Here is a 14854-nt window from a genome sequence, read left to right as displayed (position 1 = left end):
TTCACAAGAAAGCCCGCACCACCCCTGAGATCCGCCGGGAGATCCAGAACTCCGATCTGCCGGCCACGGTCCTAGCCCACCCTATTACCCATATCTTCCCCCTTCTCATAGGAATCAATGTCTTATCCGTTTTCTCTGAGGGAACTTGATCTCAGCCGCCCGGATGGCGGTCACGGCCTCCACGTAGGCGCTCAGTTTGGTCATGCCCTGCCACAGGGCTTTGGGGCCGGGTGGGGGATCGTTCTTGCGCCCCAGCCAGCCGCCAAAGCCGGCCACAATGCGGACGATGGCGCCCAAATCCGGCGGCGTCGCGGGCGGCGGGGTGCGATGGTGGATGGCCCAGGCGGTCTGCCATTCTTCGACAGAGAACACCACTTCACAGCACCACTCGGGATGTTCCCGCCCGAGCGTCATCAGCATCAGGATGCGCCAGGCGACGATCAGATACAGCACCAGGGCCCGTTCCAGGCGTTCCCGGGTGCGAAGTTGCAGGGCTTCGATGCGGCAGCCGCTTTTGAGGATGCGGAAGTAGACCTCGATCCACCAGCGTTTGCGGTACCATTCGATGCGCGCTCTGGCCTGTTCCAGGGTGGTGATCTTTTCGTTGGTGATCAGGCACCATTCGACCGCTTCCTGGCCTTCGGGGGGCGCCTCTTCCCGGGCCAGGATGACGGTGACTTGGGGACCCGGGCCGCTGCGGGTCTTCAGTTCGACCCGGGCGAGACGGATTGTTTGTGTGACCTGCCGGGCCGGGCGGTTGCCGCCGGCCGGCAGGTCAAAGGCGATCGTCCCCAACACCGGCTGGGCTTCGACCGCGGCCCGCAGTTTGCCATCGAGAGGGTCGTTGAGCTTACGGTCGTGCTGCACCCGGATCAGGTAATCGGCGGCAAAGCCCAGCTGTTCGGCCCGGTCGATCAGGGCCCGAAGGTCACCTTCGCGGTCGGCGACATACACCAGCCGGGTCTCGGGCGCCAGGGCGGCCATCTCGGCCACCCGCTCATAACCTTCCACCCAACGCAGGCTTTCGGCCAGGTCCGGTTCCCCCTTGGGCAAACGCGCCCAGTGCCAGCAGTCGGTCACCCCCAGGGCCACGCCCGCCTCACTGATCACCAGCGTCGGATGCAGGTACAACCCCTGACGCTGCTCGTAATTCAGCCGTCCCAACCCCGCCATCGACGGCCACCCGGAATAATCCAGCTCGGTGGTGTCCTGCAGGCACAGCACCCGCGACTGCTGCCGGATCCGTTCCAGGGTCGGCACACTGTGGGCCCGCAACACCTCCCGAAAATCCAGCCTGGCATTGTCCAGCAGCCGGTAGGCCGCCTTGGTCTCCGCCCAGCCACCCCCGCAGACGTTGGGAACGCTCGCCATCGGATCGCTTGCCATCGCTTCTATCACCCGGCACAGCCGCCGGTTCAGGCGGGCATCGCCCAGCGCCAGGGAAAAAATTCTTGTTCAGCCCAGCTCATGTCAACGCCTATCCAAAGAAATCAATATCTTACTGCAGGGGCGAGAGATGTGGGTAATAGGGTGGTCCTAGCCAGGAAATACGGCGTTCATCGTCATACCATCCGCAAGTGGCGCCAGCGCGATTCGGTCGAGGACGCCTCGCACCGGCCCCATCGCATCCATGCCACCCTGACCCCGCAGCAGGAAGCGATCGCCGTCTGTCTGCGCGAAACCCTGCTGCTGCCCCTGGACGACCTGCTGGCGGTCGTGCACCGCTTCATCCATCCCAAGATGTCCCGCTCGGCTCTGGACCGGCTGCTGCGCCGCCATGGGGTCTCCAATCTCAAGGAACTGATCGCTGCCAAGGAAGGGGAGAACGCCCCCGCCAAGGCCAAAAAGAAAGGCTTCAAGGACTACGAGCCCGGGTTTGTCCACATCGACATCAAGTACCTGCCCAAGATGCCCGATGAGACTCGGGGCCGTTACCTCTTCGTCGCCATCGACCGGGCCAGTCGCCGGGTCTGCCTGGAAATCCATCCCACCAAGGAAGCCCAGGTCGCCGCCGGCTTCCTCGACCGCCTGATCGCCAAGGCCCCCTTCAAAATCACCAAGGTCCTGACCGACAACGGCAAAGAGTTCACTGACCGCTTCTGCGCCACCGGGGAACGCGAACCGACCGGCCGTCACCTTTTCGACCAGACCTGCCAACGCCATGGCATCGAGCACCGCCTCATCCCACCCAAACACCCGCAGACCAACGGCATGGTAGAACGTTTCAACGGTCGGATCGCCGAGATCCTCAAAACCACCCGCTTCCGCAGCAGCCAGGATCTGGAACGGACCTTGATGCAGTATGCCAGTGTCTACAACCATCAGATCCCCCAGAAGGCCCTGGGACACATATCACCAGTACCGGCCCTCAAAGACTGGCAGAAGAAGCGGCCGGAGCTCTTCAAAAAACGTGTATACAATCTCACGGGGCTTGACAATTAGTCGGTGCAATTGATAAAGTAGGAATTTTACCTGTAGCTGTTACTTGGGTTTTGGCGGCCTACAAATACTTTGATAAAGGAGCATTGGTTTTTAGTGAGGTAGACTGGCTGCTTTATGGATTAATGGGCATCTATATCGTAGCGGTTCCAATATTGTTCTTTATCCATAAACTTCAACGTTATATTTTGGTTATTGAGACAACATTGAATATCAAAGAAGCTAACAAATAGCTCCAGCGGACAATTCAAAGCGGCACTTGTTTTGCATTCGCAAAAACGCGTTGCTTTTAATTGCCGCTGAGCAAGGCGTTAGGCTGAATAATGGAGGGTAAACAAGTGTCACTTTTTGATGAATTTCTATATGTTCCATCACATAGACGAGACGATAAGCGGACCCGTCCTGGGGCCGCTTATCGCGGAGCTGAACGACGGGGAGGATTCAGAAGCGTTTTTTCCTCGTTTTCATCCCCAATCTGCAAACCCGCCGGTACGATCGCAAGGCATTTCTCGTCCAGAGCACCAAGCACACGGACAGGTTCGCCTTTGCTGATGGTGAAATCCGATGACGCTAGCCAGACGAACTCGCGTATCCGGATATCACCCTTCTTCCCCGGCGTAATCGGCTGAAGGGCGAATCCGACAGCGCCAACCATCTTCTCGGCATGCGAGGTCCTTCTGCCAAGCACGGTCCGCGCCTTTCGTAGGAACACGAAAAGCGCCAACAGGACGCAGAAGACCGAAACAGCCAATGCCAGAACGCGCATTCAAATCTCCAGCATCATTTCTCGTAGCCGAACCTTACATGCAGTTGATCTAAATTGTAGTGTAATTTTGACGCCTGCGGCACCAACGAAAAAGGCCGGCGATGAGCCGGCCTTTTTCACTGTATTGATTGGTGGGCCATGTAGGATTCGAACCTACGACCTACGGATTAAGAGTCCGCTGCTCTACCAGCTGAGCTAATGGCCCGAAGTGGGGTGGGTGACCGGACTCGAACCGGCGACCACTGGAATCACAATCCAGGGCTCTACCAACTGAGCTACACCCACCGTCGGAGATCGGTAATTATAGCGGGAATTCCTTCAGATGCCAAGGCGGCGACGACAAAGTTCCATTCCCAGACTGCGCACGGCCATGAAGGCGCAGAAGGCGAACCACAGCCCTGTGTTGCCCCAGGGACGCGACCACCACCAGGCGGGCAGATAGACCAGCAATACGCTGACGGCCATGACGTTGCGCATTTCCCGTGCCCGGGTCAGGCCGATGAAGACGCCGTCGAGCACGAAACTCCAGGCGGAAATCAGCGGCAGGATGACCGCCCAAAGCAAGAATTGGACCGCCATGCGGCGTACCGGTTCCTGGTCGGTGAGCAGGGCGATGAGCCGGTGTCCGCCGACAGCATAGGTCAGGCTGAACAGGGCGGCGAATCCCAGGGAGAAAACGGCGGCGAGCCGGACGGTGCGGCGCAGCAATATCCGGTTCCCGTCCCCTTTGGCCCGTCCCGCCAGGGCCTCGGCGGCGTGGGCGAAGCTATCGAGCACGTAGGCCATGAAGCTCTGCAAATTGAGGAGGATGGTGTTGGCGGCGAGGATCACATCGCCCAGGCGGGCGCTTTGGGCGGTGAAGAAGGCAAAGGCGAACAACAACAGCAGGGTCCGGACGAACAGGTGCAGGTTGACGGCAATTAGGCGCCGCCATTCCCGCCACTGGACAATCTGGCGCCAGGCAGGCGTGGGGCGCTGACGCCAGCGCCGCCAGGCCAGGGGAAGGGCCACGGCGGTGCCTAGGTATTCGGCCAGCACCGAGGCCAGGGCCACGCCGGCGACCTGCCAGTGCCAGACCCAGACGAACCAGAAGTCCAGGACGATGTTGCACAGATTGGCCAGGAGCATCAGTGCCAGGGGCAGGCGGGTGTTCTGGAGGCCGATGAACCAGCCGATACAGGCGTAGTTGATCAGGGTGGCCGGGGCGCTGAAGATGCGGATCGCCACATAACGGCGGGCCTGGGCTTCGGCCGCCGGGCTGCCCTGCAGCAGGGCGAAGGCCAGTTCGCTCACAAGCTTCCTCGACAGGATCAGGATGCCCGCCAACAGCAGGGCCAGTAACAGGGCGCGGCCCAGGGTGGCGTTCACCTGCAGTCCGTCATCCTTTCCCAGCGCCTGGGCGGTGATGCCGGTGGTTCCCATGCGCAGGAAACCGAATCCCCAGTAAAGGAAGCTGAAGATCGTCCCGCCCAGGGCGACGCCGCCCAGATAGTAAGGATGCTCGAGATGACCGACGACCGCGGTATCGACCATGCCCAGCAGCGGCACGGACAGGTTGGAGAGCATCATCGGCAGGGCCAGCCGCCAGAATTCACGCCGGAGACGGTCGCTGTGCATCGGTCGTCGGTTTTTCGGTCAAAGGTGAGGATTGTACTAAGATTGCGGTATCCCTCTGGAGTCGACGACATGCTGCAATTACCCGAACTGGCCCGAGAGCCGACCGCCACCCTGACCCCGGAAGCGCTGCAGCGCTGTTTGCAACAGCCGCTGGAAGAAGCCAGTCTGCCGCGCTGGCTAGAAACGCTGGCGGCATGGCCCGATTCCCGGGACCACGAACGCGCGCTTGCACAGACCCTGCAACGCCTGGAAACGCTGCAGGCGCGATGGCCGTTGCCGCAGGGTTTCCCCCTGGACGAGGCGGAATACGCGCGTTATCACGATATGAGCCGGCTCTGGTTGGAAGCGGCGCGCGGCTACACGCGGATCTATCTGGGGCAGCCGGCGCAATTCCGCTATCTGGCGCAGCTGCTCGACTGTCTCCGCCGCTCCCTGGTGACGGCGGCCCAGGCGCATCAGCCCTGGCCGGCGGCGTTGTGGCCGGAGATCCACCGTCTCTATCTCGACGCCCGGGGGCGGGCCGGTCGCCGTGACCGGGCGTTTTCCCAGGCGGCGCGGCATTACCTGCGTCTGTTGTTGCTGGGCCTGGCGGACCTTCCCGGTCTCCATGCCCGGGAAGTGGCGATGCTCGACGCCCTGAGCGAAAAATGGGCGCCTCTGCTTGCGGTCGAAGAAAGTCAAGAAGCGGGTTGGCGGATCGATACCGAGGCGCCGGTTCCGGCCCGCTGGCAGGCGGCCGGCGACCGCGCCTGGCGGGTGGATCTGCAGCGGTTGTTCGACATGCTGACGGCGCACCGGGATCTGGCGGCCGAGCAGGGGCGTTACGAGGCTCTCCGCCAGCCTTCTGAAACCATCAGCTGTGACTGGCTTGAAGCTCTGCTGGAGCGCTGGCAGGGGCGGATGGCCGAATTTGCGCCGGCCGCCGCTGAATCCGTGGAATTGGTGGCCGGACTGGCGTCGATTTTCGATTGTCTGCGGGGGGAGGCGGTTCGGCGCGAGACGGCGCGCCGGCGGCAGTCCCACTGGGAGGTGAAGGGCGGCGCCTGGCAGCCGGGGGAACTGGTGGGGGTGTTCGAAGCCGGAAACTACTCCCTGCTGCAGCTCGGGGTCATCACCCATTTGCGTCAGCCGGCCCCGGAGCGGGTGGAACTGAACTGGCACCTCCTGGCGGAGGAGGTGACGGCCGTCGGCCTGCAGCCGGCCCACCTGCCGGGCGGGAGCCGCTATCAGCGTGCCCTGCTGGTGCATGACGAAGAGCCTCCCCGCCTGCTGCTGGCATCCCAGCCTTTGGAGGCCGAGGCGGTGGTGGTGCTGGTCGCCGGCGCGCGGCGCTATGCGGTCAGGCTGGCCGAATACCGCAATCCGGCGCTGGGGGTGCTTGATTGCCGCTGCCTGCCGGCCCGGCTTCAGAAGTAGTACTGCAGCTCCGCCTGGATGTAGTTCTCCTTGCGGAACACGTGGCCGGCGTCCTTCGGGTCGGTGTTGACGAAACCGCGCATTTCCAGATACACCTTCCAGTGTTCGCCGAAGCGGCGGCTGGCCTCGACGTTGTAGGCGGTGGTGCCGGTGTCGAAATCCATGATGGCGCCGGCGAGCAGTTCGGTGCTCTGGACGTCGTTGAGGGCCAGGCGGGTGCCGACGAAAATGTCCTTCTCGAACGGCACGAAATTGAGCAGCGGCAGCTGGTTTTCGCGGTTGTCGTAGAGGAATTCCATCAGGAAGCCCCAGTCGGCCCCGGTGCCGAACACGCCGCTGAAGGTGTATTCGAAGCCGGCGGTCAGCTGCTGGAAGGTCTTGCCCTGGCCGGCACGGTGGAAGCCCTCGAACTTCCACAGCCAGTTGCCGGTGACGCCCTGGACGTCGAGGCTGACCTGGTCGATGACTTCGTACACCGGCCGTAGGCTGACCGGGCGGAAGAATTCGTTGAACTGGACCCGGAAGCGGGGGCGGCGGGTGACGCCGTGGAAATAGGTCAGGCCCACGTCCCAGTAGCCGAAGGTTCTGGCCCAGCGCAGGGCGAAATCCGGGTGGGTGGGACTGGCGTTGCCGTCGTGATCGACGGAGGCGGTGATGGGCAGCGGCGGGCGCAGACGGCCGTGCCTGCCGGGATAGGTGCGCTTGCGCGACACCGGCAGATAGAAGGCGCTGACCGTGCCCCAGCGCAGGTCGCTGTAGTCGATGCGCAGCATCGGCTGGCCCAGTTTTTCCTCGGTGTCGCTGTTTTCGATCAGGTCGGTCTGATTGATGATGTCCACGGTGTGGCGGGATTCGGTCACCCCCCAGAAGACCTTGTCGATGCCGGCGTGCACGGTCCATTTGTCCCAGCTTCCCTGCCAGACCAGTTCGCGGATGTCGAAATGGGTGCGGCGGCTGTCGTGCTGGTCGTAGCGCCAGAAGGGTTTGAAGCGAAACCGGTGGCGTCCGCTGCGGTAGCTGAATTCCGGCTGCAGATAGAAGGAGAAGTTGTGGTGGTAGTCCATGCCCGAGTCGAGGCCGTGGTCGTGGAAGAAGCGGTATTCCAGCCCCACATCTCCGCCGAATTTCACCGGAAACGGCGCCGGCGCCGGTGGGGAAGTTTCCTCCACCGCCCCGAAGAGGTCCGCCCCTTCCGCTTCGCCGCCCGGTTCCAGGGTTTCTTCGCCGGAATCGAGCTCGATGGTGGTTTCGTCATCCGCGAACAGATCCGCCTCGCCGGCCATCGCCGCCCCCATCCCCATCAGCAATACCGCAAGCCACCCCGCTGGATTCATGTCGTGCTCCGTGTGTCTTCCCCGTTCTTTAGCATAGTCGGTTTTCGTCTCGGCCTGAGGTCGCCGGTTGCGCTATAATGCCGCTTTTTCCGGATTCCCCCCATGACCGCCGCATTCGATCACCTCCACACCATCCGGGACTTCATCCGCTGGGGCGCGAGCCGCTTCAACGCCGCCGGCCTGCACTTCGGGCACGGGACCGACAATGCCCTGGACGAGGCCGCCGCCCTGGTGCTCCACAGCCTGCACCTGCCCTACGACCTGCCGGACTTCTATCTCGAGGCCTGTCTCACTCCGGAGGAGAAACGCCAGCTGGCGGACATTCTCGACCGCCGCATCGAAACCCGCAAGCCTGCCGCCTACCTCACCCACGAAGCCCTGTTTTGCGGTCTGTCCTTCTACGTGGACGAGCGGGTGCTGGTGCCGCGCTCGCCCATCGCGGAGCTGATCGAACAGCGCTTCTCCCCGTGGCTCGACGGTGTCGGGGTGGAGCGGGTCCTCGATCTGTGCACCGGCTCGGGCTGCATCGCCGTCGCCTGTGCCTACGCCTTTCCCGAAGCCCGCGTGGATGCGGTGGATCTGTCCGCCGACGCCCTGGAGGTGGCGCGCATCAACGTCCGCCGTCACCATCTGGCAGAGCGGATCGAGCTGCTCGCCGGTGATCTGTTCGAGCCGGTGGCAGGGCGCCGTTATCAGCTCATCGTCAGCAACCCCCCCTATGTAGGCCGGGAGGCATGGCGGAAGCTGCCGCCGGAATATCACGCCGAACCGAAAATGGGGCTGGAAAGCGGCCCCGAGGGGCTGGACTGCGTGCTGCGGATTCTCGCCGGAGCCGGGGACCACCTCAGCGATGACGGCGTGCTGGTGGTGGAGGTGGGCGCCAGCGCCGAGGCGCTGCGGCGCCGCTGCCCCCAGGTGCCGTTCCTGTGGCTCGAGTTTGAGCGCGGCGGGGAGGGGGTGTTTCTGCTCAGCGCCGAGCAGGTGCGCCGCCACCGCGACGATTTCAGCAGCGATTGAGGATTGGATTCATGTCGGGAAACACCTTTGGCAGACTGTTCACCGTCACCACCTTCGGCGAAAGCCACGGCCCGGCCCTGGGGGCCATCGTCGACGGCTGCCCGCCGGGGCTGGAGCTGACGGAAGCCGACCTGCAGCGGGAGCTCGACCGCCGCCGTCCGGGCCAGTCGCGCTTCACCACCCAGCGGCGCGAACCGGACCGGGTCAGGATTCTCTCCGGGGTGTTCGAGGGGCGTACTACCGGCACCCCCATCGGCCTGCTGATCGAGAACGTGGATCAGCGCTCCAAGGATTATTCCAATATCGCCGACCGCTTCCGTCCCGGCCATGCCGATTACGTCTACACCCAGAAGTACGGTTTTCGCGACTACCGCGGCGGCGGCCGCGCCAGTGCCCGGGAGACGGCGATGCGGGTGGCGGCCGGCGCCATCGCCAAAAAGTATCTGCGCCAGCGGCTGGGGGTGGAGATCCGCGGCTGCCTGTCCCAGCTCGGTCCCATCGAGCTGGAACTGGTGTCGTGGGAGGCGGTGGCCCAGAACCCCTTCTTCTGCCCGGATCCGGACAAGGTCCCGGCGCTGGAGCGCTTCATGAAGTCCCTCAAGGGGGATTCGGTGGGGGCGAAGGTGACGGTGGTGGCCACCGGGGTGCCGCCGGGGCTGGGGGAGCCGATCTTTGACCGCCTCGACGCCGAGCTGGCCCACGCCCTGATGAGCATCAACGCGGTCAAGGGGGTGGAGATCGGCGACGGGTTCAAGTGCGTCGATGCCCGCGGCACCGAATTCCGTGACGAGATGACCCCGGAAGGCTTTTTGAGCAACCACGCCGGCGGCATCCTCGGCGGCATCTCCAGCGGTCAGGACATCGTCGCCCACATCGCCCTCAAGCCCACCTCCAGCCTGCCGATTCCGGGGCGCAGCATCGACGTTCACGGCCGGCCGGTGGAAGTGGTCACCAAGGGGCGGCATGATCCCTGTGTCGGCATCCGCGCCGTGCCCATCGCCGAGGCCATGACGGCCATCGTGCTGATGGACCATTATCTGCGCCACCGGGCCCAGAATCTCGACGTGACCCCGCCGCTGGTGCCGATTCCGGGAGCGGCCGGCTGATCTCCCATTCGTGGATGGCGGGTGGATGCGGCCAGCCGCCTGCGCATGAGGTCGTCTGGTGCGGAAGGATTCCATGAGCGCTGCGGTTCCCTATGCCCGGCTGGCGGCGTTCTACTTTTTCTATTTCGCCTCCCTGGGGGCGCTGCTGCCTTACTGGAGCCTGTACCTGCGCGACCTGGGGCTGAAACCGCTGCAGATCGGCACGGTCATGGCGTTGCTGTCGGCCACCAAGGTCGCCGCCCCCAATCTGCTGGGCTGGATCGCCGACCATACCGGGCGGCGGATTCCCTGGGTGCGGGTGGCTTGCCTGCTGGCGGCGACATTCTTCCTGCCGTTCCTGTATCTGCGCGACTATCCGAAGCTGCTGGCGGCGACGCTGGCCTTCGGCTTCTGCTGGAGTGCGGCGCTGTCCCAGTTCGAGGCGGTGACCTTGGCGCATCTGCACGACCGCATCGACCGCTATCCGTGGGTGCGGCTGTGGGGATCGGTGGGCTTCATCGTTGCCGTTTTGGCGCTGGGGATGGGGCTCGACCGTTACGGCACCGGGCTGCTGCCCCGGGTGGTGGCGGGGATTCTGGGGCTGATCTGGCTCAGCACCCAGGTGGTGCCGGAACCGCCGCCCCCGCTTCAGGCCCACCACGAGCCCTGGGGGCGGTTGCTGTGGCGCCTGAAGGTGCTGGCCTTCCTGGCGGTGATCTTCCTGATCCAAGTCGCCCACGGTCCCTATTACGTCTTTTATTCCCTTCATCTTCAGGCCCACGGCTGTTCGGGCGCCCTGATCGGCGGGCTGTGGACCCTGGGGGTGATCGCCGAAATCGCCCTGTTCCTGATCTTTCCCTGGCTGCTGCGCCGGTTGCCGCTGCGCGGCCTGTGGCTGGCGAGCATCGCCCTGGGGGCGCTGCGCTGGCACCTGATCGGCCACTATCCCGACGATCTTGCCGTTCTGGCCGCGGCCCAGACCCTCCATGCGGCCACCTTCGCCGTCAACCATGCGGTGGCGATGCAGCTGTTGCGCCAGTTCTTCGGCCCCCGGCATCAGGGCAAGGGGCAGGCGCTCTACAGCAGCCTCAGCTTCGGCCTCGGCAGCATGACCGGCAGCTATCTGGCGGGGCTGTACTGGCAGTCCTGGGGGGCGGCGTGGGTGTTCGACGCCGCCGCCGGGGTCAGCCTGCTGGCCTGCCTGATCGCCCTGCCGGTCAGGACCCGTTGAGCAGGTAGTGCGCCACGATGCTGGCGGCGTAGCCCAGCACGATCACCGGGCTCCAGCGCAGATGCAGCAGGGAGGTGTAGTAGGCGCGCGCCTGGCCCAGCATCGCCACCCCCGCGGCCGAGCCCACCGCCAGCATCGAACCGCCGACCCCGGCGGTCAGCGTCACCAGTTGCCACTGGAACACGTCCATCTCCGGCTCCATCTGCAGCACCGCCAGCATCACCGGAACGTTGTCCACCACCGCCGACAGGAAGCCCACCAGAATGTTGGCGATGTCAGGGCCCAGATCGGTGTAGATCTTTTTCGAGGCCAGGGCCAGATAGCCGAGATAGCGCAGGCCGCCGACCGCAAACACTACCCCGAAGAAGAACAGCAGGGTGTCCCATTCCACCGTGCGCATCTGATGGAAGATGTCGAAACTTTCATCGGGATGGCGCCGTTCCATGTGATAGGCGTAGAACATCAGCAGCGCCAGGCCCGCCATCATCCCCAGATAAGGAGGCAGTTCGAACACCTGCTCGAACACCACGGCGATGAGGATGGTGGTGAAGAACAACGCCAGGATGATCCAGGTGCCCCGCCTGGTGCCCAGTTCGCAGACTTCCGGGTAGGGGGGGACGCCTTTGGGGACGGCCCAGTGGAGGCACAGCGCCGGCACCAGGAAATTCATCAGCGCCGGCAGGAACAGCGGAAAGAACTGGACGAAATCCAGTTTGTCCTGCTGCCATACCATCAGGGTGGTGATGTCGCCGAAGGGGCTGAAGGCGCCGCCGGCGTTGGAGGCGATTACCGCGCTCAGGCAGGTGAGGGCGATGAAGCGGGGATTGTCGCGGCCGATCATCAAGGTCACGGTGGCGACGATCAGGGCCGTGGTCAGGTTGTTGACCACGGTGGAAAGCAGGAAGCTGATCCAGCCGAGCATCCAGAACAGGCTGCGGTAATCGATCCGGCGTGAGGCGATGCGGCAGCACAGCATTTTGAACAGGCCGCGCTCGTCGAGCAGGTTGACGTAAACGGTGGCCACCAGCAGGAACAGGAACAGCTCGGCGTATTCCACCAACTCAGCGCGCAGCACGTACCTGGCCCTGGCGGGCAGAATCCCCAGGTGCCGGTCGAGCAGGGAGATCAGCACCCAAATGACCGCCGCCGCCAGCAGGATGGGCTTGGATTTGCGCAGCTCCAGCACGTCTTCGAGCATGACCAGGACGTAGGCGAACGCGAAGATGGCCACGCAGGCCAAGGCGACCGGATGGTCCACCAGCGGCATCTTCAGGGGAGGCATTTCGTGGGTGGCCCAGGCCAGGGAAGGAAGGCACAGCGACAGCAGGAGGAAAAAACGCGACATCGGGTGAACTCCTGATTGTTATTGACGACATCCTGGCGGAGATTGCCCTATATTATATTGAATTGAAGACGGGGTAACGGTGATGCGCATTCTGGTTGTCTGGCTGCTGGCCGGCATGGTGGGCGTGGCGGTGGCGGCCACGGAGCCGGATTCCCGCCGCGCCCGTTTCCTTGAGGCGGAAAAAGCCCTGGCGGGCGGGAAGATCGAGCGATTCCGTCAGCTCATGGCCCAGCTGGCGGATTATCCCCTGGCACCTTATCTGTGGGCCCGCCACTACCGCCGCAGCCCCGAGCCCGTGGCCGAGGTCGAGGATTTCCTGCAGCGTTACCGCCAGACGCCTTATGCCAGGCCGGTGCGCATCGCCCTGCTGAAACACCTGGCCGAGACGGGACGGTGGGGCGACTTTCTGCGTCTTTACCGCGATTCGGGCGTCTCGGCCCTGGCGTGCCACCGGGCCTGGGGCCTGTATCGGGTGGGGAAAGCCGATGCCGCCTGGAAGGCGGCGCGTGCGCTCTGGTTGGCGGGGCGCTCCCAGCCCAAGGCCTGCGACCGGGTGTTCGCCCTGTGGCGGAACAAGGGGAGAATCGGTCCCAAACTGATCGAACAGCGCTTCCGCCTGGCGCTGGCGGAAAACCATCCGCAGCTGGCGGCTTACCTGGCGCGGCAATTGCGCGGAAAGCGGCGGCAGCGGGCCGAATTCTGGCTTCAGGTCCACCGGGATCCGGCCCGCTTCGTCTGCCGTCCATGGCCCAAAGCCTGGCGCCGGGACGGGGAAATCTTCGTCCACGGCCTCAAACGCCTGGCAAGGCACGATCTGCCCCGGGCCCTGGCGTGGTGGCGGGAATCCGCCGGGACGTTTCCCCTGACCGCCGCACAGCGTCACGAGGCGATGCGCGCCTTGGGATTGCGTCTTGCCTGGCGTCACGATCCCCGCGCCTGGAACTGGTTGGCGGCGCTGCCCGATACCGCCGGCGATGCCGACGTGGCCGCCTGGCGGGTGCGCAGCGCCCTGCGGCAGCAACGCTGGCAGCAGGCGGCGGAAGCCCTGAAGCGCCTGCCGCGGGCGTTGCAGGTGACGCCGCAATGGCGTTACTGGGAGGCGCGGGTGCAGGAACGGATCCAGGGCAAAGAAGCCGCCCTGCCGCTCTATCGCACCACCGCCCAGTCGGCCGACTTCTACGGCTTTCTCGCCGCCGACCGCCTGAGGCAAGACTATGCCATCGATCATCGTCCCATCGCCCCTTCTGAAGCGGCGTTGGCGGCATTGCGCGGTAGCCGTTCGCTGGCGGCGGTGCGGGAATTTTTCGCCCTCGACCGCTATTGGGACGCGCGGCGGGAGTGGTGGCACCTGCTCCAGCACGCCGCTCACGATACCTTGCTGGCGGCCGCCCGGGTGGCGCAGGAAATGGAATGGCCGCAGATGGCGATCGTCGCCGCCGCCCGGGCGGCGCATTGGGACGATCTGGAAGTCCGTTTCCCGCTGCAGTTTCTCGCCCAGGTGCGGCGTCACGCCGGCGCGCAACGGCTCGATCCGGCCTATGTCTACGGCATCATCCGCCGGGAAAGCGCCTTCGACGTCCGGGCCCGCTCGGGCGTGGGGGCGCGCGGCCTGATGCAGTTGATGCCGGCGACTGCGCGGCGGGTCGCCAGACGGCTCGGTGAGCGGCTGCCTTCCCTGCGGCGCCTGGAACGGCCCGAGACCAACATCCGTTACGGCACCGCCTATTTCCGCACTCTGCTGGAGCGCTTCGAGGGCCATTTCGTGCTTGCCACCGCCGCCTACAACGCCGGACCCCATTGGGTCGAGCGCTGGCTGCCGGCGCAAACGCTGCCCGCCGACATCTGGATCGAGACCATCCCTTTTCGCGAGACTCGCCGTTACGTCCGCGCCGTGCTCGCCTACGCGATGATCTATCAGAAGCGTCTGGACGAAAACCGGCACCGTCTCAGCGATTACACGGCGCCGGTTCCGGGCCGTCCCCGGCCGGAGGCGCCGCCTCCCGCGCGCTGTCCTGCCGATTAGAATTTATCCGCCATCTGTTGGATAATAGCGGGCTGTATTTTTGATGGACTGGCCTGGTTTCATGCAGCAAAAACAAAGCCGTTACGACTACGAGGATCTGATCCGCTGTGGGCATGGCGAACTGTTCGGCCCCGGCAACGCCCGCCTGCCGTTGCCGCCGATGCTGATGTTAGACCGCATCACCCATATCAGCGACGAAGGGGGGCGGTTCGGCAAGGGGGAGATCGTGGCTGAGCTCGACATCAAACCCGACCTGTGGTTCTTCCAATGCCACTTCGAATCCGACCCGGTGATGCCCGGGTGTCTGGGTCTCGACGCCATGTGGCAGCTGGTGGGTTTTTTCCTCGGCTGGATGGGGGCGCCGGGACGCGGCCGCGCCCTGGGCGCCGGTGAGGTCAAGTTCCGCGGCCAGGTATTGCCCCACTACCAGAAAGTGACCTACCACATCGACCTCAAGCGGGTCATGCTGCGCAAGCTGGTGATGGGCATCGCCGACGCCACCCTGGCGTGCGACGGCAGGACCTTGTACGAGGCCAGAGATCTTCGGGTTGGACTGTTCACATCGACGGAGGGATTTTGAG

12 protein-coding genes and 2 tRNA genes are annotated in these 14854 nt (G+C 64.4%); 7 read left to right on the top strand and 7 right to left on the bottom strand.

Features of this window, described 5'->3' with window-relative positions; genetic code table 11:
• Window positions 1-114 precede the first annotated feature (114 nt).
• Window positions 115-1434 carry an IS4 family transposase gene (locus tag MCIT9_RS08525; RefSeq protein ID WP_317706720.1) on the bottom strand — a complete coding sequence of 440 codons (1320 nt, stop codon included), beginning with the start codon at window positions 1432-1434 and terminating at the stop codon, window positions 115-117.
• A gap of 33 nt (window positions 1435-1467) precedes the next feature.
• Between MCIT9_RS08525 and MCIT9_RS08520 the strand changes: the two genes are divergently transcribed.
• Window positions 1468-2442 carry an IS481 family transposase gene (locus MCIT9_RS08520; protein WP_422880173.1) on the top strand — a complete coding sequence of 325 codons (975 nt, stop codon included), beginning with the start codon at window positions 1468-1470 and terminating at the stop codon, window positions 2440-2442.
• Between the two features lie 409 nt (window positions 2443-2851).
• Here MCIT9_RS08520 and MCIT9_RS08515 read toward each other — a convergent pair whose 3' ends face one another.
• The 4 genes from MCIT9_RS08515 to MCIT9_RS08500 form a co-directional block, all read right to left on the bottom strand.
• Window positions 2852-3205 carry an NfeD family protein gene (locus MCIT9_RS08515; protein WP_317704475.1) on the bottom strand — a complete coding sequence of 118 codons (354 nt, stop codon included), beginning with the start codon at window positions 3203-3205 and terminating at the stop codon, window positions 2852-2854.
• Between the two features lie 129 nt (window positions 3206-3334).
• Window positions 3335-3410 (bottom strand) — tRNA-Lys (locus tag MCIT9_RS08510).
• A 4-nt stretch (window positions 3411-3414) separates the two neighbouring features.
• A tRNA-His gene (locus MCIT9_RS08505) sits at window positions 3415-3490 on the bottom strand.
• 33 nt (window positions 3491-3523) lie between these two features.
• Window positions 3524-4822, bottom strand: coding sequence for an MATE family efflux transporter (locus MCIT9_RS08500; RefSeq protein ID WP_317704474.1), 1299 nt, complete (start codon window positions 4820-4822; stop codon window positions 3524-3526).
• A gap of 69 nt (window positions 4823-4891) precedes the next feature.
• Here MCIT9_RS08500 and MCIT9_RS08495 point away from each other — a divergent pair, with 69 nt between their 5' ends.
• On the top strand, window positions 4892-6238 hold the full coding sequence (locus MCIT9_RS08495) for a hypothetical protein (RefSeq protein ID WP_317704473.1): 1347 nt from the start codon (window positions 4892-4894) through the stop codon (window positions 6236-6238).
• Here the strand turns inward: MCIT9_RS08495 and MCIT9_RS08490 are convergent.
• Window positions 6229-7572, bottom strand: coding sequence for a hypothetical protein (locus MCIT9_RS08490; protein ID WP_317704472.1), 1344 nt, complete (start codon window positions 7570-7572; stop codon window positions 6229-6231). The two genes, MCIT9_RS08495 and MCIT9_RS08490, sit on opposite strands and share 10 nt — an antisense overlap.
• Before the next feature lie 102 nt (window positions 7573-7674).
• Here MCIT9_RS08490 and prmB point away from each other — a divergent pair, with 102 nt between their 5' ends.
• The 3 genes from prmB (at window position 7675) to MCIT9_RS08475 (ending at window position 10905) form a co-directional block, all read left to right on the top strand.
• Window positions 7675-8589 (top strand): 50S ribosomal protein L3 N(5)-glutamine methyltransferase, encoded by a 915-nt coding sequence (gene prmB, locus MCIT9_RS08485; protein WP_317704471.1) that lies wholly within the window; start codon window positions 7675-7677, stop codon window positions 8587-8589.
• An 11-nt stretch (window positions 8590-8600) separates the two neighbouring features.
• The gene (gene aroC / locus MCIT9_RS08480) at window positions 8601-9695 is read left to right on the top strand and encodes a chorismate synthase (RefSeq protein ID WP_317704470.1); all 1095 of its coding nucleotides are present in this window, start codon (window positions 8601-8603) and stop codon (window positions 9693-9695) included.
• Window positions 9696-9768: 73 nt separating this feature from the next.
• Window positions 9769-10905 carry an MFS transporter gene (locus MCIT9_RS08475; RefSeq protein ID WP_317704469.1) on the top strand — a complete coding sequence of 379 codons (1137 nt, stop codon included), beginning with the start codon at window positions 9769-9771 and terminating at the stop codon, window positions 10903-10905.
• On the opposite strand, the gene nhaD is transcribed toward MCIT9_RS08475, so the two are convergent.
• Window positions 10892-12250: a sodium:proton antiporter NhaD gene (gene nhaD / locus MCIT9_RS08470; RefSeq protein ID WP_317704468.1), complete on the bottom strand. Its 1359-nt coding sequence runs from the start codon at window positions 12248-12250 to the stop codon at window positions 10892-10894. The genes MCIT9_RS08475 and nhaD overlap by 14 nt on opposite strands.
• An 82-nt stretch (window positions 12251-12332) precedes the next feature.
• Here nhaD and MCIT9_RS08465 point away from each other — a divergent pair, with 82 nt between their 5' ends.
• A complete protein-coding gene (locus MCIT9_RS08465) occupies window positions 12333-14273 on the top strand; it encodes a transglycosylase SLT domain-containing protein (protein ID WP_317704467.1) in 1941 nt (646 codons plus the stop codon).
• Between the two features lie 61 nt (window positions 14274-14334).
• On the top strand, window positions 14335-14853 hold the full coding sequence (gene fabA, locus MCIT9_RS08460; RefSeq protein ID WP_317704466.1) for a 3-hydroxyacyl-[acyl-carrier-protein] dehydratase FabA: 519 nt from the start codon (window positions 14335-14337) through the stop codon (window positions 14851-14853).
• The last annotated feature ends 1 nt before the right edge of the window (window position 14854 follow it).

Source organism: Methylomarinovum caldicuralii (assembly GCF_033126985.1).
Classification (GTDB): domain Bacteria; phylum Pseudomonadota; class Gammaproteobacteria; order Methylococcales; family Methylothermaceae; genus Methylohalobius; species Methylohalobius caldicuralii.
Note: the sequence above shows the minus strand (reverse complement) of the source record. Positions and strands in the feature narration are given on the sequence as shown.